The organism is Gilliamella sp. ESL0232, from assembly GCF_013346885.1.
In the GTDB taxonomy this organism is placed as follows: domain Bacteria; phylum Pseudomonadota; class Gammaproteobacteria; order Enterobacterales; family Orbaceae; genus Gilliamella; species Gilliamella bombi.
Genome location: NZ_JAAEDW010000003.1, coordinates 94267 through 113812 on the forward strand (window position 1 = coordinate 94267; position 19546 = coordinate 113812).

Annotated in this window: 19 protein-coding genes and 1 pseudogene; 3 read left to right on the forward strand and 17 right to left on the reverse strand. The window is 35.8% G+C overall.

Going from position 1 to position 19546, the window contains the following annotated elements; all coding sequences use genetic code 11:
• Positions 1 to 360: 360 nt before the first annotated feature.
• The 4 genes from GYW75_RS04825 to GYW75_RS04840 form a co-directional block, all read right to left on the reverse strand.
• Positions 361 to 1818, reverse strand: a complete 1458-nt coding sequence (locus tag GYW75_RS04825) for a hypothetical protein (protein WP_238786402.1) — start codon at positions 1816 to 1818, stop codon at positions 361 to 363.
• 808 nt (positions 1819 to 2626) lie between these two features.
• On the reverse strand, positions 2627 to 3988 hold the full coding sequence (gene mnmE, locus GYW75_RS04830) for a tRNA uridine-5-carboxymethylaminomethyl(34) synthesis GTPase MnmE (RefSeq protein WP_174798638.1): 1362 nt from the start codon (positions 3986 to 3988) through the stop codon (positions 2627 to 2629).
• 100 nt (positions 3989 to 4088) lie between these two features.
• Positions 4089 to 4712, reverse strand: a complete 624-nt coding sequence (locus GYW75_RS04835; protein ID WP_174798639.1) for a YdcF family protein — start codon at positions 4710 to 4712, stop codon at positions 4089 to 4091.
• A gap of 12 nt (positions 4713 to 4724) precedes the next feature.
• Positions 4725 to 5288, reverse strand: a complete 564-nt coding sequence (locus tag GYW75_RS04840) for a DNA-3-methyladenine glycosylase I (RefSeq protein WP_174798640.1) — start codon at positions 5286 to 5288, stop codon at positions 4725 to 4727.
• Positions 5289 to 5521: 233 nt separating this feature from the next.
• On the opposite strand from GYW75_RS04840, the gene GYW75_RS04845 reads away from it, so the two are divergent.
• Positions 5522 to 6871 carry an MFS transporter gene (locus tag GYW75_RS04845; RefSeq protein ID WP_174798641.1) on the forward strand — a complete coding sequence of 450 codons (1350 nt, stop codon included), beginning with the start codon at positions 5522 to 5524 and terminating at the stop codon, positions 6869 to 6871.
• Positions 6872 to 7005: 134 nt separating this feature from the next.
• Here GYW75_RS04845 and gorA read toward each other — a convergent pair whose 3' ends face one another.
• The 11 genes and pseudogenes from gorA to ribH form a co-directional block, all read right to left on the reverse strand.
• Positions 7006 to 8361, reverse strand: coding sequence for a glutathione-disulfide reductase (gene gorA, locus GYW75_RS04850; protein WP_174798642.1), 1356 nt, complete (start codon positions 8359 to 8361; stop codon positions 7006 to 7008).
• Positions 8362 to 8588: 227 nt separating this feature from the next.
• The gene (gene hldE / locus GYW75_RS04855; protein ID WP_174798643.1) at positions 8589 to 10019 is read right to left on the reverse strand and encodes a bifunctional D-glycero-beta-D-manno-heptose-7-phosphate kinase/D-glycero-beta-D-manno-heptose 1-phosphate adenylyltransferase HldE; all 1431 of its coding nucleotides are present in this window, start codon (positions 10017 to 10019) and stop codon (positions 8589 to 8591) included.
• A gap of 46 nt (positions 10020 to 10065) precedes the next feature.
• Complete coding sequence (tatC, locus tag GYW75_RS04860) at positions 10066 to 10836, reverse strand: twin-arginine translocase subunit TatC (RefSeq protein WP_174798644.1); 771 nt, start codon at positions 10834 to 10836, stop codon at positions 10066 to 10068.
• A 50-nt stretch (positions 10837 to 10886) separates the two neighbouring features.
• Positions 10887 to 11174, reverse strand: a pseudogene (gene tatB, locus GYW75_RS04865) (Sec-independent protein translocase protein TatB); the annotation flags it as partial.
• A 3-nt stretch (positions 11175 to 11177) separates the two neighbouring features.
• Positions 11178 to 11411, reverse strand: a complete 234-nt coding sequence (gene tatA, locus GYW75_RS04870) for a twin-arginine translocase TatA/TatE family subunit (RefSeq protein WP_051634208.1) — start codon at positions 11409 to 11411, stop codon at positions 11178 to 11180.
• 86 nt (positions 11412 to 11497) lie between these two features.
• Positions 11498 to 13039 carry a ubiquinone biosynthesis regulatory protein kinase UbiB gene (ubiB, locus tag GYW75_RS04875; RefSeq protein WP_174798645.1) on the reverse strand — a complete coding sequence of 514 codons (1542 nt, stop codon included), beginning with the start codon at positions 13037 to 13039 and terminating at the stop codon, positions 11498 to 11500.
• A gap of 14 nt (positions 13040 to 13053) precedes the next feature.
• Entirely contained in the window at positions 13054 to 13830 is a 777-nt protein-coding gene (gene ubiE, locus GYW75_RS04880) for a bifunctional demethylmenaquinone methyltransferase/2-methoxy-6-polyprenyl-1,4-benzoquinol methylase UbiE (RefSeq protein ID WP_034911549.1), read from the reverse strand.
• A gap of 62 nt (positions 13831 to 13892) precedes the next feature.
• Positions 13893 to 14828, reverse strand: a complete 936-nt coding sequence (gene nadR / locus GYW75_RS04885) for a multifunctional transcriptional regulator/nicotinamide-nucleotide adenylyltransferase/ribosylnicotinamide kinase NadR (RefSeq protein WP_174798646.1) — start codon at positions 14826 to 14828, stop codon at positions 13893 to 13895.
• Between the two features lie 151 nt (positions 14829 to 14979).
• Complete coding sequence (locus GYW75_RS04890; protein WP_174798647.1) at positions 14980 to 16035, reverse strand: TrmH family RNA methyltransferase; 1056 nt, start codon at positions 16033 to 16035, stop codon at positions 14980 to 14982.
• A gap of 21 nt (positions 16036 to 16056) precedes the next feature.
• Entirely contained in the window at positions 16057 to 16476 is a 420-nt protein-coding gene (gene nusB / locus GYW75_RS04895) for a transcription antitermination factor NusB (RefSeq protein WP_034911540.1), read from the reverse strand.
• Positions 16477 to 16480: 4 nt separating this feature from the next.
• Positions 16481 to 16951, reverse strand: coding sequence for a 6,7-dimethyl-8-ribityllumazine synthase (gene ribH, locus GYW75_RS04900; protein WP_034911536.1), 471 nt, complete (start codon positions 16949 to 16951; stop codon positions 16481 to 16483).
• A 398-nt stretch (positions 16952 to 17349) separates the two neighbouring features.
• Between ribH and lpcA the strand changes: the two genes are divergently transcribed.
• The gene (gene lpcA / locus GYW75_RS04905) at positions 17350 to 17928 is read left to right on the forward strand and encodes a D-sedoheptulose 7-phosphate isomerase (RefSeq protein WP_174798648.1); all 579 of its coding nucleotides are present in this window, start codon (positions 17350 to 17352) and stop codon (positions 17926 to 17928) included.
• Between the two features lies 1 nt (position 17929).
• Positions 17930 to 18709, forward strand: a complete 780-nt coding sequence (locus GYW75_RS04910; protein ID WP_174798649.1) for a class II glutamine amidotransferase — start codon at positions 17930 to 17932, stop codon at positions 18707 to 18709.
• An 85-nt stretch (positions 18710 to 18794) separates the two neighbouring features.
• Here GYW75_RS04910 and GYW75_RS04915 read toward each other — a convergent pair whose 3' ends face one another.
• Both GYW75_RS04915 and GYW75_RS04920 read right to left on the reverse strand, forming a co-directional pair.
• Positions 18795 to 19007, reverse strand: a complete 213-nt coding sequence (locus tag GYW75_RS04915; RefSeq protein ID WP_174798650.1) for a hypothetical protein — start codon at positions 19005 to 19007, stop codon at positions 18795 to 18797.
• Complete coding sequence (locus GYW75_RS04920) at positions 19008 to 19466, reverse strand: methylglyoxal synthase (protein ID WP_174798706.1); 459 nt, start codon at positions 19464 to 19466, stop codon at positions 19008 to 19010.
• Positions 19467 to 19546 lie beyond the last annotated feature (80 nt).

Below are 19546 nucleotides of genomic sequence, written 5' to 3' on the forward strand. Positions count from 1 at the left end.
CATTGTGGAGCTATAAGTGTGTTTTTTGTTCTAAAATCGCTTAGGTAGATTATTAATTTTATTAAATTTTTTATTTTTAAATGAAATCAAACAATTATAGGCTAGCTATTTTTTTATTACGTTGAATTTGGCTTTTAAATAAAAGCGCTTTTGTTATTTGATGATAGCTATTTTATAACAACTTGTTAATAACAGTCAGTTAATAACAAAAGTGCAAGCTTTTAAGTCGTATCGGTCGGGCGCTATTAAAACGTTAGGCTCGCTGACTTTACCTGCTAAAAGCCCTAACTTGCGGCCAGGGCTTTATTCTTGCCTATATTGTCCTCTCAGACACCATAACCACCTTTCTCGCAAATATTACTAAGGGGTGGTGCAAACCGCATAATAGCTCCAGGAAACACTGTTGTTGTCGACGTAGCCGTCGAGCGAGGAGACATTGAACTGGTTGTTACCCCTTGCGTCACTTGTCCAGTAATATTTTAAGGTGTTGATGAAGCCCGCATCAGCGTAGCCGTACATTGCTCCCCACTCCGTGAAAAACCCAGCTCCTATATGACGCTGGTAAGCATTATTACTTGATGACGGCGTGCTGCCTAATGCGCCTTGACACCAACTTCCTGAACCCCAACCAGAACAAACTGCATTGGTTAAATCCCTTACCCGCGGCATGCGATAACCCAAACTATTACACCATGCTAACTGGTCACTATAAGTTTTCAATTGACCACCCCGATTGACGAACCACTGCCTCAACTTAAATCCATATCTTACCTCATTACCATTATTATCCCTTCCCACCAATTCAAAAGTCTGTGGCAAAGATGGGACGGTAATTCGGTTTGGATTAGAATTGCTCCACCAGCTCCTTGCCTCTGGACCATTCAACGTTACTCGTGTTACATTCTTAGACTTATCAGTAATCCACTCATCAGCTGGTATAGTATTCCCTTCTGGGTCCGTGAATGTCCCTGAAAGTGGCCTTGTCCATCTCAACGTTGCACTTATATCACCACTTGTATATACAGACCAACTCAACTGACTTGCATCTACTCCAACTATGACTAAATCAAAATACAACCCATCTGCCCCCGTAGTTGGAAAATTTCGGTCGTAAGATGATGAGTTTGTAAATACATCTAAAAAACCCTTCTCAGAATTCCATATACTAGCTGGACCAGCAAAACGTGGGTTATCCCAAGCTTCAATACCTACTGTGCCACCAAACACCAAATTCGGTCTGACCGAACAAATAATAGGATGTGGCGGCAAAGTGATATAATACTCCGCTGCTCCTCCGTAAAGCCTACTACTATTCGGCATGCCATAACGAGTCTCTAAAGCACCCCCTGAACTATCTAAGGTTACCTTATAAGGTGCTTTACATAGACTTAATGCATCACTACGATTAACGGTATTGCCATCTTTATCCTTTATTACTAACGATATACTCCCTGATGCGCTAACTCCATCCACTCCTTGTCCATCCCCATCATCATCGCCCCATTTACCTTGTGTTACTAAGTCATTTATATTTATTGAGTCACTTGATGGCGGAACTATCATTTCAATATCAGCAAAAGTATCCCCTACATTAGGTAACTCAATTGGCGCTGTCGGTGATGAAGAATTATTTTGCGATGTAAATGTTCGACCATCTGATAACTTAATACCTAATAAGTCCTCTGTTTTAGTCACTTTAGTAACACCGCCATCAAAGGTTAAATAAGGTGCAGTACCGTGAATGCACTCAGAAGTTGTGGCTGATAATGCCTGCGATTCTAAAGAGTACGGCAATAACAACAACGGCACTAATGCCAATGGGATTTTTAAAGATAGTTTTGTGGATAATTTCGATGATATAAATAAGTTTCGGGTAAAAACTCGTCGAATAGGATTATTTGATAAATTTAAGACATAGGTTTGCCAGTGCTTGTGCCTTGTGCCTTGTGCCTAAAATGGTACTGCATTTTGTTCCACCTGTCAAGTAATATTTTGTTTTATTTAGATTTTTTATAATTATTCGCTTATTTAATAAGCTTACCTTTCTAAAGCGATGAAAGTATAACCATTTATAAAATAGTTGGCTAGTTTTTTGGCGGACTTTTTTGTAAAGAAATGTAAAGATGAAAACGATTGGCTTTAGAGATAGGTGAATTTTATAATTAAAATAGGGTATTAGCTTTAGGACTTTTTGATTTTTGCGGAATAATTAATATTGCTGATAACATCTAAAACACAAACACGCCCAACAACCCAGTTTGACGTGCTAGCTTTATTTCGTTATCGGTATATTTTGGCGCTCTGATAAGGCAAACTTATTAATATTGTGGTGCTATCGATGTGTTTTTTGCTTTAAAATCGCTTAGGTAGGATATTGATTTTATTTGATTTTTTGTTTTAGTGAAATTAATTCGCTATAAAGTATCTTTGGGAATTTTATATTTTGTTTAAGCCTATTTGAATGCATTTAAATATTACATGCTAGCTTTAATTTGTTCATGATAAAAAATTCTTACTTGAGATGCTGATTTTCTTAGTTGTCAGCACATTTTGATATTGGAATGTACCAACAACTAGGCAATGTTCTGCTTTATAGACTCTATTTAGCGTAGAATTAATGTTTGACCTATTTACCAATACAAAACGAACTGAATATACGGCCTAATAAATCATCAGAAGTAAATTCTCCTGTGATTTCGCTTAAGGATTCTTGCGCTAATCTTAGCTCTTCCGCAAGCAATTCACCAGCATGGAAGGTGACTAGTTGGTGTTTACCATTATTTAAGTGCTCGGCTGCCTTTTCAAGTGCTTGAAGGTGGCGGCGTCGGGCTAAGAATCCACCTTCAGTGCTGCTAGTAAAGCCCATGGCCTGTTTTAGGTGTTCGCGCAATAAGGTAACGCCTTCGCCTGTTCGTGCCGAAAGTTGAATGAGTGAGTAGCCGTTTACTTCGCTATATCCTAGCTTTTCGCCTGTTAAATCGGCTTTATTACGAATTACGGTTACTGGCATATTTTTAGGTAAGCGTTCAATAAATTCAGGCCATAGCTTTTCTGGGTTGGTTTCTGTTGTGGTTGTGCTGTCAACCATAAATAATACACGATCAGCTTGCTCAATTTCTTGCCAAGCACGTTCTATACCAATTCGTTCCACTTCGTCACTAGCTTCTCGTAAACCTGCGGTATCAATAATGTGTAGTGGCATGCCATCAATATGGATATGTTCACGCAGTACATCACGCGTGGTGCCTGCGATATCGGTCACAATGGCAGCTTCACGCCCAGCTAACGCATTAAGTAAGCTTGATTTTCCTGCATTAGGACGCCCTGCTATGACTACTTTCATGCCTTCTCGTAACAGTGTTCCTTGTTTAGCTTCTTGGCGAACTTCGCTTAAACGAGTTATTACTTGGTTAAGCTGTGCTTCTATTTTGCCGTCAGATAAAAAGTCAATTTCTTCTTCAGGAAAATCGATTGCTGCCTCGGTAAATATGCGTAAATGAATTAAGGATTCAACCAAGGCATTCACTTTTTTAGAAAATACTCCTTGCAAAGATGATATTGCCGATTTTGCCGCTTGTTCTGAGCTAGCATCAATCAAATCAGCAATAGCTTCGGCTTGAGCCAGATCTAGCTTGTCATTTAAAAATGCACGCTCTGAAAACTCTCCCGGCTTTGCAATGCGGATGTTAGGAAGTTCTAATATACGCTTTAAAAGTAGATCCAAAATAACTGGACCACCGTGCCCTTGTAATTCAAGTACATCTTCGCCTGTAAAAGAGTGTGGATTTGGGAAAAACAGCGCAATACCTTCATCTAAGATTGAACCATCAGTAGCTAAAAAAGGAAGATAATGCGCATACCTTGGTTTGGGTATTTGCCCTAATACTGCCTGAGCCACGGCTTGGGCTTGGGGTCCAGAAATGCGCAATATACCTACGCCACCACGACCTGGTGGTGTTGCTTGTGCAACAATTGTGTCTAATTTCATATTTATCTGTAGCTGATTTAAATTTCAATAATTAATGATATCATGGACGCAGGGCAAAAACAGTAGTTACCCGTGCTTTTGCCGTGATGCGCCGATAATTCTAGCTAGATGGTTGACTGGGTAATTGGTTTTCAGGGGGATTACTATCGCTTGGATGGTCGAATAACCAAGAATTTGCTAGTGCTAGGGGTTCTCTTATTAATGCGATATATTTATCTCTTTTAGTCAAATCTAATGGCGCCGCTAAGCCTGATACTTCGTTAATTCCTGAACGTTTAGCAAGCATTAGCGATCGCAATAAATGAAAATCATTGGTTACCACAACCGTTTTGCCTAAAGGTAATATACGATTTGCATAGATAAATTGTTGGGCTGTTCGGGTTGATTTGTCTTCTTGATAAATTCGATTAGCATCGATCCCTTTTTCAATTAAATATTGAGCCATTACACTAGCTTCAGTTGCAGATTCGTTTTTGCCCTGTCCGCCACAAACAACAACTTTGGTTTGTGGGTTATTTTGTAAATAATTTATGGCAATATTTAAACGCTCGGCTAAGGTTGAAGAAGCTATGGCTGGTGTGTTAATCACTTGGGCTCCCAATACGACCAAGGTATCGGCATTTTTTATTGGTTTTTGCAACGAAGATATATAAATCGCAATGTTAGCAATAATGAAATAGGCTAATATTAAGGCTATACCATACTTTATTGATTTTGCTATCATCCATTTTTTCCTTTATTTTTTATAACAATTTTCAAAATGATCGTTAATTAATCCCATGGACTGCATAAAAGCATAACAGATGGTAGAACCAACAAATGTAAAACCTTTGTTTTTTAGCGCTTTTGACATTTTTTCTGATATATCAGTACTTACGGGAACTTCGCTTTTATCATTAAAATGGTTAATAATTGGTTTATTATCAACAAACGACCAGATAAATTGCGAGAAATCTTCACCATTTTTTTGCATGTTTAAATAAGCATGAGCATTTTTTACAATGCTATTTAGCTTTAAACGATTACGAATTAGTCCTTTATTTTTTAAAAGATGTTCAATATCTTCAGGCGTTAGCTGAATAATTTTGTGTGGGTCAAAATTAAAAAAGCAACGTCGATATTCATCTCGTTTTTTCAGAACAGTGATCCACGATAATCCCGCTTGTTGCCCTTCAAGGCAAATTTTTTCAAATAGTTTAAGGCTATCATATTGGGGGTTGCCCCATTCGTTATCGTGGTAATGAATGTATATTGGGTCATCCAAAACCCAACTACAGCGTACTTTGTTGCTATTTGTCATCAAATTTTATCCAATTTATCCATTATTGATTATGCTTTATCGTGATTTATATTTTTTAAGCTTCGATTAGTTGAATTATAAATCAAATAAGTAGTTTTGTTACATACATTAAATTTTTTTATGATGAAAAAAAAGCCTTTTTTTTGTGGCAGAATGAATCTCACGTTTTTAACTTAAATCAATAAAAGATAGATTTTTTATTTTCTAACTTAATTTAATAATAAGGTTTTTCCATGAGTCAGTCTGTAATCAACGCGGAATGGCAGCCTAGTGCTCGACCATTAAATCGGCAGGATTTTAAAACGTTAGTTTTGTCCTCTTTGGGTGGTACATTAGAATTTTATGATTTTGTTATTTATGCGCTTTACATCGATACCATTGTAAAACCACTATTTTTACCGCATTTTTTATCGCCATTAACGTTAGATTTATTTGCATGGGGCATTTTTGCTGCTGGTTATTTGGTTCGTCCTGTTGGTGGCATAATTATGGCGCACTTTGGTGATAAAGTGGGACGTAAGCGAATGTTTACCTTAAGCGTGGCTATGATGGCATTACCTACATTTATCATTGGTGTTTTACCAACTTATGAAGTGATTGGTATTTTTGCACCTCTGTTATTATTAGTAATGCGTATGCTTCAAGGTGCTGCTATTGGTGGTGAAATGCCAGGAGCTTGGGTGTTCATTGCTGAGCATGTGCCAAAGCAACGTTATGGTTTAGGTATCGGTACGTTAACTTCAGGTATTACTGGCGGTATTTTACTTGGCTTTATTGTGACTATCGTTATTGATCTTTGTTTTACCACCGTAAATATTTTAGATTATGCTTGGCGTATTCCGTTTATTATTGGTGGTATTTTTGGCGTTATTTCGGTTTATTTACGTCGATTTTTATCTGAAACACCTATCTTTAAAGAGTTAGCGGCACGCAAAGCAATTGAAAAGAATATTCCTGTCGTTACCGTGCTTCAAAAACATAAAACAGCTTGCCTAATTGTGGCTCTTTTGACTTGGTCGTTGTCGACGGCAATTATGGTGGGTATTTTGATTACACCGGGTCGTATTGTAGGTGGTATGTACCATTTTGCTAATCTTGATTGGCGTATTGGTGGTTGTATTGCTGCACTAACTTTGACTATCGGTTGCGTTATTTTTGGTTGGTTAGAAGATAAAATAGGTACAACCAAAACTATGCTAATTAACTGGGGCGGACTTGCTATTATGAGCATTGTATTTTATAGCTCTTTGTCGCCAGATATGTCCTTAACTAAACTTTATTCGCTTTGGGCTGTATTTGGGCTATTTATTGGTTCTGTTGCAATGACAGCAATAGTTGGTACAAGAGCTTTCCCTCCTGCGATCCGTTATTCGGGTTTGTCATTTTCGTATAATTTAGCCTATGCGCTATTTAGTGCATTTACACCAACATTAACCATTTATCTATTAAGCCCTGAACATTTATTAGGTCAATATAGTTATCTTGGTGCTGGTATTTACATCTCTTTTGTAGCGTTAATTGCGGTTGGGGTCGGTTTCTTTCCTTTAGCTAAAAATGGCTGGCAAAGTGATGCAAATCATTAATCGATAAAAGCCTAAATAATAAAAACATTAATTATAAAAATAATCACGAAAGATCAACACGCCCTAATATATAAAAATATTAACAAAACAGCAGGACTAATAGCCTGCTTTTTTATTACTACTATCGGTCGTTTTTAACGCATGGTAACAAACTCTTCGGCAGCAGTTGGGTGAATAGCCACCGTATTATCAAAGTCTTTTTTAGTTGCTCCCATTTTAAGCGCTACTGCAAAGCCTTGTAACATTTCGTCCATTCCGTAACCAATGCCATGAATACCAACAATTTTTTCATCTCTCCCCACACATACTAATTTCATTCGACAAGGTTGTCGATGCTGTGTTACTGCGGTGTACATTGCTGTAAATGTTGATTTATACACTTTTACGTTTTCTTCACCATACTGCTGTATTGCTTCTGGTTCAGTCAATCCTACTGTACCAATTGCAGGATGAGTAAATACGACGGTCGGAATATTACTGTAATCTAAATGTTCATCAGATTTATTGTTAAATAACCTTTCTGATAAGCGGCGCCCTGCGGCAACTGCAACAGGTGTTAATGCTATAGCGCCTGTAATATCATCACCGACAGAATAGATGCCCGGAACATTGGTGTTTTGGTATTTGTCGACGATAACAAAACCTTTATTATCAACCGCAATTCCTGCCGCCTGTAAATTCATGTCATTTGTTGCTGGATCACGTCCAATCGCCCAAATTAAACAATCAACTGTGTAACTTTCGCCATTTTCGAGGTTTAATGTTAGTGAATTATCACTATTTTTAATTACCGATTTTGGAACCGCAAAAGTATGTAATTGTTGACCTTCAGTAGCAATAACTTCCATTAAGGTTTCAATAATAAGCGGATCAAAAGATCGTAGTGGTGTAGCATTGCGAACAAATTGATGTGTTTGTGCGCCCAAAGCGTGTAATACACTTGCTATTTCGCAAGCAATATAACCTGCGCCAACAACTGCCACACGTTTTGGCAAGGCTTTTAGAGCAAAAAAGCCATCTGAAGTAATGCCATATTGCGCACCTGGAATATTGGGAATGCTTGGTTTTCCGCCAACAGCAATTAGAATATGATCAGCACTATAGTGTTCGCCATTTACCTCAACGGTATGAGAGTCAACAAATTTTGCATAGCCATGAATGACGTCAACTTTATTATTAGTAAGTACCCGATCATAAGACTGATGAATGCGATCAATATAAGCAGTTCGACTAGCAATTAATTTATCCCAATTGAATTGATTAATAGTGGTATCAAAACCGTAATCGGGACCATAATGTTTTATAGCTTCTGCAATTTGAGCACCATACCACATTACTTTTTTGGGTACACAACCAACATTAACACAGGTTCCACCTAATAATTTGGCTTCAATAATGGCACATTTCTTTCCATAGGACGCAGCTCGATTAATTGATGCTATCCCTCCACTACCACCACCAATGGCAATGTAATCATAATGTTTGGTCATAAAATATCCTTAATACTCTTTTTCGTTATTTGCTTATTAGCTTTGCATAAAGATCACAATAAAAAAAGTATTAATTTTGAAATTTAACAATAGTTATTAACGATTGATTAAAGTGTATTAATTTTTTTTACTGATTTTTATCTTAAACAAGAATTAACTAAGGTTATTAAGAGCTGAAAAGCCAATTGGCTACTTATTTCCAAGTAGCCAATTTTATTTGTGATTATTTAGCTTAGCGTTTTTTTTATTGCATTAATAATGTTGGTTGTTGAACATCCATCTTCAAAATTGAGCACTTTAACAGTTCCACCAGCAGCAATAACTTCTTTACCGCCAGCGATATCTTCAGGTTTATAATCACCACCTTTGACTAATACATCGGGTAAAATAGTGGCTATTAATCGCTGTGGTGTTTCTTCCTCAAATGATACGACCCAATCAACTGAATCAAGTGCACCTAATACAATCATTCGTTGCATAAGTGGGTTTATTGGTCTTGATTCACCTTTTAACTGCTTAACCGAGGCATCGCTGTTCACAGCAACTATTAGACGATCACCAAGTTTACGCGCATTAGCAAGGTAAGAAACATGTCCTGCGTGTAAAATATCAAAGCAACCATTGGTCATGACAATTTTTTCACCACGCATCCGTGCTTTTTGAACTTCTTCTTTAAGTTCTTCTTCTGTCATTACACCAAATCCGTCATCGGCACGTGCTCGAATGGCATTACTTAACTCTACTTGTGATACTGTTGAAGTGCCAAGTTTACCAACAACAACACCCGCTGCCGCATTGGCTAAGAAACAGCTTTCCTCTAAAGATTGCCCTGCGGCTAAAGCTGCAGCTAATGTGGCAATTACAGTATCGCCAGCACCTGTTACATCAAATACTTCTTTAGCTTGAGTCGGTAGATGATAAGTTGGTTTATCTAATTGAAGCAATGTCATGCCTTTTTCGCTTCGTGTAACCAATAGCGCTTTTAGTTGGTACTGTTTAATCAGTTGGTGGCCTTTTTCTATGATTTCATCTTCACTTTGACAATGACCAACTACCGCCTCAAACTCTGACATATTAGGGGTTAAGATTGTTGCACCGCGGTAACGTTTAAAATCAGTCCCTTTAGGATCAACTAGAATTGGTACATTTGCTTGATTAGCAAGCTTAATTATTGCTTGAACTGCTGATAATGCTCCTTTAGCATAGTCCGACAAAACCAATACTTTATGCGTCGCCAATGCTGTTTGAATACGCTCAAGAATAGGAGTTGCATCAATATTGCCAAATCCTTCTTCAAAATCAATACGGATCAATTGTTGATTACGTGATAGGACTCGTAGTTTAGTTATGGTTGGGTGTGTTGAAACAGAGACAAAATCACATTGAACTTTGTGTTTACTTAGCTGTTCATCAAGAATTTTGGCTGGTTCATCAATACCTGTTAATCCGATTAGTCTCGCGTTACCACAAAGCGATGTAATATTCATAGCAACATTAGCCGCACCACCTGGTCGCTCTTCTAAAGAGTCAATTTTAACTACAGGTACTGGCGCTTCGGGGGATATCCGATTAGTTCCTCCATACCAATAGCGATCTAACATAATATCGCCTACAACTAATACATTGGCACAATTAAAATCAGGTAATGAGGTCTTCATTATGACTTGTTATCCTTAATTATTCAGTTAATTCATCTTTTATCTGTTAACTATCTTTATCAGATTCATAATTGTCGTTATCTTCTGTTTTGTCATTTTTTCGTGGTTGATAAAAACGGGCAAAAAAAGTGCCGATTTCAAACAGTAAACAGATAGGTACAGCTAGTAATATTTGTGAAAATACATCGGGAGGTGTAACAAACATTGCAACGGCAAACACTCCAACAATTATATAAGGGCGCTTTTTTCGTAGACTTTTAGGCGTAGTTATCCCTGTCCAACAAAGTAGTATAATGGCAACGGGCACTTCGAAAGCAAACCCAAAAACAATAAAGAGTGTCATTACAAAATCAAGGTATTTTGTAATATCTGTATTGATAGCTACATCAATAGGTGCAGTGTGAATAAAAAAGTAAAATGCTAGTGGAAACACCACAAAGTAAGCAAATGCGATACCAAGATAAAAGAGAATTGTGCTTGATACAATTAACGGCATTACTAGACGTTTTTCATGTTGATATAGTGCTGGTGCGATAAATCCCCAAACTTGATACAGTATGTAAGGAATTGAGATAAATATTGCCACCACAGCAGTTAGCTTAATTGGAGTAAAAAATGGCGCTGCAATATCTGTTGCTATCATGCTACTACCTTGAGGTAATTGGCTGATAAGTGGATTTGCCACGATATGATAAATATCATTGGAAAAATAGAGTAAGCAAGCTAATACTAGCAAAATACAGATAATAGAGCGTAGAAGCCGTGTTCTAAGTTCAACAAGATGTCCAATTAATGGTTGTGTAGCGTCGTCGGTCATGATTTATTTTTATCTGAGTGAGAGTGAGAATCGATCAGCGTTGCAGAGTCGATCTCGTTTTGTAATGATTCTGTTACGCGCTTTAAATCATCAATTGATTCTTGAATCTCTGGCGTAAGTGTTGTTAAACCACTTTGTTCAGCCTTTTTTAGACTGTCTTGTAACTCTTGCAGTTTAAGTTCTTTATTTAATTCTAACTGTACAGTAGCAGACATTCGGCGGAGTACTTTTATCCATCCTGCAACTGTTTTTATGGCAATAGGTAACCTTTCTGGCCCTAAAACCACTAGACCAATAATTAATACCAATAGTAACTGACCAAAGCTGATGTCGAACACGGGTTACTCTTTTTTGCTATTGTTAGTATCTGTATTGTTAGTATCTGATGAGTCAATATTCTCGACTTTTTGTAAATTGTCTTGCTCTTTTTGGTCGTGGCCGTCATCATCATTCATCGCTTTTTTAAAGCCTTTAATTGATGCGCCAAGATCGGACCCTAATGTTCGTAATTTTTTTGTTCCAAATAACAAAACAACAACAGCAACTAATATGAGGAGTTGAGGCAAGCTTGGCATCATGATAATTATCTCCAGTAAGGTTAATACCTAAATTATACACACAAACTACAATTTTCCCAAATAACTAGTTTTGTGCTCAATTCTTAATGCACAATTAGTATAATAATACATAATGCACAAAATAGTGCAATCGCTGTATATAAATTTCGTTCACGCTTTTTACTACGCTGAAGTTCTTGATTGATTTGCTGTAATTGAACATTCATTTGTTTGGAAATTCGTTCATAATCATTTAATTTTTCTGGTAACTGTGGCAACATGACCCGCCACTGAGGCAACGATTCCCAAGCTTGTTGTAGTATCTTTTTAGCACTATATTTATCTCGATACCACTTTTCTAAAAACGGCTTTGCTGTTTGCCACAAATCAAGTTCTGGATAAAGCTGACGACCAAGTCCTTCAATATAAAATAGCGTTTTTTCAAGTAAGGTTAGTTGGGGTTGGATATCCATGTCAAATTGGCGTGCAACTTGAAATAATTGCAGTAAAATCTGTGAAAATGAGATTTCAGAAAGTGGTTTTGAAAATGCGGGCTCACATACATTGCGCATTGCCATTTCAAGTGCAATAACATCTGTTGTTGCTGGTACCCAGCCTGATGCAATATAGGTTTCGGCTATTTTTCGATAATCTCGATTGAAAAATGCTAAGAAATTTTCTGCAAGATAGCGTTGATCATCAGCACTTAATATACCAACAATCGCACAATCAATACCAATATAACGTGGATTTTGTGGTTCTGTAATATCAACAAAAATGTTGCCTGGATGCATGTCAGCATGAAAAAAGTTATCACGAAACACTTGGGTAAAAAAAGCTTGTACTCCTCGTTCTGCAAGTAATTTCATATCAACATTATTTTGCTTTAACTGATCGATATCTGCAATGGGGATCCCTTTAATGCGCTCTTCAACCATCACATTTTTTCGACATAAATCTTGGTAAACATAAGGGATATATAAAATGTCGCTATTGATAAAATTATCGCGTAATCTAGCCGTGTTGTAAGCTTCTTTTTGTAAATCTAACTCTTTTAATAGTGTCATTTCATAATCATGCACTATTTCAACCGCTCGTAATTTTTCGCCTGATTCAATCCGCTTAGTTAATTGTTTAGCCACCCAATACATCAAACTAATATCGGCTTGGATAACGTGTAAAATGTTAGGACGCAATACTTTGATAACTACTTCGGCTTGACTACGTTTTAATATCGCCTTATGAACTTGTGCTATTGATGCTGATGCTATTGGTTTTTCGTCAAAATCTGCAAAATAATAATCAATTGGCTGCTCTAAAGCTGACTCAATTATTTGTTTGGCAATTTTACCGTCAAAAGGGTTAACTTGGTCTTGTAATTTTGCCAAAGCATCGGCTATGTGTTTTGGTAAAATATCTCGTCGAGTTGAGATCATTTGTCCAATTTTCACCCAAACTGGACCTAGTTCTTGTAACGCTAGTTGTAAACGTTCACCGATTTCTTGATGTTTTGCTTTAGCTCTAACCCAAAACATACAAAATAATAAAGTACGCAACCATTTTGATGAACGATGTTTTGGCAACAATTCATTTAATTGATAAGCTCGGAATACAGTTAATATTTTAAACAGTCTAAAAAATGTCATTATTATTCATCGCATCAAAATTTAAAGCCAGTATGTAACGCAACTATACCACCAGTCATATTGTGATATTTCACATCGACAAATCCTGCATCTTCCATCATTTTTTTCAATGTATTTTGATCAGGATGCATACGGATAGATTCAGCTAAATAACGGTAACTTTCAGAATCATTTGCCACTATTTTCCCCATCAATGGTAACATGGTAAATGAGTATAGATCATACGCTTTATTCAGAATTTGATATTGCGGTTTAGAGAATTCAAGAATTAATAAACGCCCGCCAGGTTTTAATACTCGCCACATGGATCGTAATGCTTTTTCTTTGTCGGTGACATTACGTAATCCAAATGAAATAGTAATACAATCGAAATAGTTATCTGCAAAAGGTAATTCCTCGGCATTAGCTTGTACATATTCAATGTTTTTAAATAAGCCTTTGTCACGTAGCTTATCTCGTCCCACTTTTAACATCGATTCGTTAATATCAGCTAACACAACCAATCCATCATCACCAACAAGTTGCGAGAATTTTGCCGTTAAATCACCAGTGCCTCCTGCCAAATCTAAAACTTTTTGACCTTTACGCACGCTACTATATTCAATGGTAATTTTTTTCCAAATACGATGTATGCCAAATGACATTAGATCATTCATAACATCATATTTATCAGCAACAGAATGAAATACTTCAGCAACACGTTTTACTTTTTCTTGTTTGGGAACTTGTTTGTAACCAAAATCAATTTTTTCTTGATTTGTATCGTCTTGTTTGTCAGAAGATTGAGACATAAAAATTTACCTATCACAAATATTTGACTTATTTTAACATAAGCCACAATAAATGTGATGAACTAAATCAATAATGCTTCAACCTCTTTTGTGATTGTTTCAAAATGTTCCAGCCGTGAGGATTTTGGATTTAAATCTTTTTCATGAATGACTAAATCAAAATGATAACTGTCTTTAAAAGCTTTTAAAATTTTATTATCTTTTTGAAATAATTGATGGTAGTACTGTGCTAATGTTTCAAAATCAATTGAGGTAAAAACAACCTTATTGGCGCTTTCAACAGCTTTTGAAATCCGTTCTACATGTAACATCGCAATTTTCATAAAATCGGATTCACTCAAATAGCGTTTGTTATGCTGAGTTAAGATTTCTCGCTCAATATAATTAATATAACCGTTAGGTACATATTGAGTATTATAAATATTGGCAAATTGAATAGGTAAATCACGAAATCTATTTTGACCAACAATAGCTACTTTTTTAACAAAAAAAGGTTTTGCTGCTTGTGCGATATAAGACCAGTTTTTATAAGGATTTTCACGGATTTGGGTTGCGCTGATGCTTATAAAATCTCGATTGGCATCAACAATGATTACCGGACAGCCAAAATAGAGTTCATGATTTTTGACATCTTGCGGTTCACTAGTAAATACTACGTTAGGCTTAATTTTATGTTCGGAAAGAATTTGCTTAACGCGACAACTCCAATCTTGCCATCCATTGGGATAAAATTCAATACCAGCTTCATCAAGTACATGGATATGAATATTGTGGCGATCTTTAAACGTCTCTTTTAACCATGAAAAGCGGTCGCTAACTTGTGGTTGTTTGGGTAAGCGGCTTTTATCAAATAGCTGCTTATCACGTGATTCCTCACAGCCCAATATGATATGTAACACATCAACTTGGCTCATTGCTTTTTCAATCAAATAAATATGACCACAATGTAAAGGATAAAACTTCCCAAAAATTAAACCAACTTTATGCTTTAAAGCCATAACCATTACCAATAACACACAATAACTAATAACAATTTACAGAAAAAAAAAGCAATTTCTAATCAAATCATGCTATTTGATATATTTTACCAATTAGTAAAATAACTTTTACCATACAAATAGTTGATAATAAAGATAAAATAATACTTTATTATTTTTGTAAATTAGATAATAAAATACCCGTTGCAACCGAAATATTTAACGCAGGCATGTTATCATTTCCCTTTAAATGGACAACAACATTAGCACAATTAATAAGTTTTATATTAATTTGTTGAAATATAACTAACGCAACTTTTTTATCAAACTTGATTTTATGCAATTGAGTTGATGCAATGGATTTTGCCTGACACGGTAATAACGCAACAACTTGGTAACCACGCTGTTTAAGCATATCAAGTGAAGCAACAAAATCATCACTTTTAATTGATTCAACAGCCTCAATACCACCTTCTGCCACACGCATGGCAGCGCCACTATCGAGTAAATTTGTTTGACGTAATATAATGCCATTAACACCATAAAAAGCAGCACTACGAATTAAGCCACCTAAATTATGGGGATTATGAACATCGTCAATAGCTAAAATACAATCATGATCTTTATTACTATTGTTTTCTAAATAATCCAATAAGGTAAGTGGAACACGTTTTTTTACAATTAGGCAGACACCGCCATGGTGCTGAGTTTGAGTTATTTTACTAATTTGCTCACTAGAGATAACATCATAACCTAACCGTTGTTTGACTAACCAGTCTATTAGATCTTTAAACTGATAAGTCATCTCTTGGGTAATAAATAGTTTAACAATAGCTGTGCGTCGATGTTTGAAAACTGCTTTACAGCTATTTTCACTATAAACTAAAGTTTCTTCTTTACGTTGGCGATAGCCATCATAACCAAAGGTCGGTACTTGATCATTAGCACGAACCTTTTTTTGCCATGGTGAATCATTATCGATAGATGATTGAGATTGATTAAGTTCAACATTAAACCGCTTTTTTGCAAACTCAGATTTATCATTTCGAGGTTTGAATGTTTCAATACGATCATGACGATCTCGTTTAGATTTCAACTGAAATGAATCATCTTTACGCTTCTCTTTCCATCGAGAGGGCTTTTCAATAGCAGAGCGAGAATGTTTTTTAGATTCACTATTTTTGGCGTAAAAAATAGATGGTTTATTTTTTTCGGTATTGTCGTTCATATCAATCTCACAATTAATCGGTTATCGCGTACGGATGGTTGGGGCTATTTTATCTAATACGCCATTAACAAATTTATGGCTGTCAGCAGCACCGAAGGTTTTTGTTAAATCAATGGCTTCATTAATTACCACTTTATAGGGCACATCTTGACGTTTCATTAATTCATACAGTGCGATTCTAAGTATCGCTAATTCAATTTGTCCTAATTCATCAACAGATCGTTCAGTGAGATAAGGCGTCATTTTATCATCTAATTCGGCAGTATTTTTTGCTACACCATTTAATAATTCACGAAAATACTTAGAATCGACGCCTTTCATATCTTGTTCTGCAATAAAACTTGTCTCAACATCAGCAAGATCGTTTCTGGAAACTTGCCAAGAGTAAATGGCTTGTACCGCACATTCTCTTGCTCGACGACGAGGATTAACTAATGCCACAAAATTACTCCTTAATTGCTTTAATAATATTTAGCATTTCCAGCGCAGTTAATGCAGCTTCAGCCCCTTTATTGCCTGCCTTAGTGCCTGCACGTTCAATTGCTTGTTCTATACTTTCGGTGGTTAAAATACCAAATCCTACTGGAATAGTGTTATCTAAACTTGTACTTAATAATCCAGAGCTTGATTCACCAGCAACAAAATCAAAATGCGCTGTACTACCACGAATTACGGTACCTAACGCCACAACGGCATCATATTTTTTTGACTGTGCGGCAACTTTAACGGCAAGAGGAATTTCATAAGCACCAGGAACCCAAATAACAGTGATATTTTTATCATCAACTTGTCCAATACGTGTCAATGCATCAATTGCACCATTTACTAGGCTATCATTAATAAAATGATTAAAACGCGCCACTACAATTGCAACTTTAGCTTTTGGTGCAGCAACTTTACCTTCAATCGTTTGCATATAAATTCCTTATTAATTCTATTTTATGCCATTTCACTCTGTTTTGCGTGAAAATTACTTAGTAAATTGTATCACGAATTATAGACTTATCCTATCGGCAAATAGCGTTACGACCAAGTTCTACCCAATATATTATTTAAAATAAATGCAAAGAATTTAACTATTTGCAAATGTATTATTTGTTAAATTTAAAATTAATTTAAATATTGTTGTTATTTCAACCATTATGATTAGAAATAATTTTAATTTATTTTTATTTCAATCCTTATTTTTACACTTAACAGTATACTTTCTAAAATCTTTTGTCCAAATAAGGAATTTTATTTTATCACTTGCAAGCTATTTTGAACAAATTACAATAGTCTATATATTTATTTATTATTGATGGAGAAATCCCAGTGTATATTGACAATATTCGTGATGAATTAAACCAAGCTATTGACGTATTAACTAATTTTGTTTCAGGCGATAAAAATCTCCAACAAATCCAAAAAGCTGCTATTTTAATTGCTGATTCGTTTAAACATGGTGGTAAAGTTTTATCATGTGGTAATGGTGGCTCTCATTGTGATGCTATGCATTTTGCTGAAGAATTAACTGGTCGCTATCGTGATAATCGCCCTGCTTATCCTGCGATTGCCATATCAGATGTAAGCCACATTTCGTGTGTAGGTAATGATTTTGGATTTGATTCTATTTTTTCACGTTATGTTGAAGGTGTAGGTCAAAAAGGTGATGTGCTTTTAGGTATCTCAACTTCAGGAAATTCAGCTAACGTGCTTAAGGCTATTGAAGCAGCAAAACAAAAAGGGATGAAAATTATTACGTTAACTGGTAAAGATGGTGGTAAGATGAATGGACTTGCCGATGTTGATATTCGTGTTCCACATTTTGGTTATGCCGATCGTGTGCAAGAAATCCACATCAAAGTTATTCATATTCTTATTCTGTTAATTGAAAAAGAGATGGCAAAATAATATGTGTGAATTATTGGGTATGAGTGCTAATGTGCCAACCGATATCTGCTTTAGTTTTACTAGTTTAATTAAACGAGGTGGGGACAAAGGTCCTCACAAAGATGGTTGGGGAATTACTTTCTACGAAGGAAAAGGTTGCCGAACATTTAAAGATCCTGAGCCTTGTAGCTATTCGCCTATTGCTAAAATGGTGAAAGAATATCCCATCAAATCTAAAGCTGTGATTGCTCATATTCGACAAGCAAATCGAGGCGGTGTCGCACTAGAAAATACCCACCCATTCACCCGTGAACTCTGGGGTAAAAATTGGACTTTTGCCCACAATGGACAATTAACCAATTTCCAAAATTTAGATACAGGGCTTTTTCAACCTATTGGAGAAACCGATAGTGAATACGCTTTTTGCTATTTAATTAATCAATTACAGCAAAAATATTCACAAAAACCTGTCGATGATCTTGAGCTATTTAATTTTATTAAGCAATGTGCCAACCAATTAAGCCAACTAGGCATATTCAATATGCTACTTTCTGATGGGCAATATGTGTTTGCCTATTGCACAACAAATTTGCATTGGATAACCCGCAAAGCACCATTTGGCAAAGCAAAATTATTGGACGAAGATGTAGAAATTGATTTTCAAAAACATACAACACCCAATGATATTGTTACTATCATTTCAACCTTACCATTAACTTCAAATGAGATATGGCAAAAACTTAATACTGGCGAAGCGATTTTATTTAAAGATGGCAAAATTAGCCAATCTTCCGCATTTTAATAGGGTGCTTGGTGACTCATTTTTAAATTGATAATGCAGATAACTTAAAGTTATCCATAATATTATAGGTTTTTAGCTAGAGCAATCAGCAATACCATTGCCAATAATATATCAAAACCTTGTGAACAAATTGCCGAAATCCTAACGCAAAACCAACAAAAAGTGCACTCCAACAAACTTGGCTAACAAAGTGGGTTGAAACAAGCAGAAACACAACATAAAAACCCAAGACAATAAACAGATTATCAAGTAAAAGTATTTGCCGACCTGTTTTACGAATTTGAGATGGTATTGGCATTTATTTAACTCTTTGAGTTAAATAGTTTTGATAATCAGGAATTTCAATATCAACTTCTTGCGTAAAAATAGAGGACTGAATTAATGCATTAGCTGTGGATTGATTAGTGGCAACTGGAATATTCCAAACAGTAGATAATCGTAACAACGCTTTCACATCTGGATCGTGAGGTACAGCATTAAGTGGATCCCAAAAAAAGATTAAGATATCAATTTTACCTTCTGCAATTAATGCACCTATCTGCTGATCTCCCCCCATCGGACCACTTAACATTGGCATGATATTTAATCCTGTTTCTTGCTTTATTAATGTTCCAGTAGTGCCCGTGCCACATAAATTATGACGAGAAAGCTCTTCACGATTTTTTTTACACCAATTTAATAAAGAATCTTTCAGATGATCGTGAGCAACTAAAGCAATATTTTTTTTAGCTAGTAATTTACGTGTGGTATATAGCATCATTGTATCCTAATTCATTATTATATTTTTTTAATTTTTAACAGAGTATTAATCAAAGCGCAAGGTTTATTTAATTGATA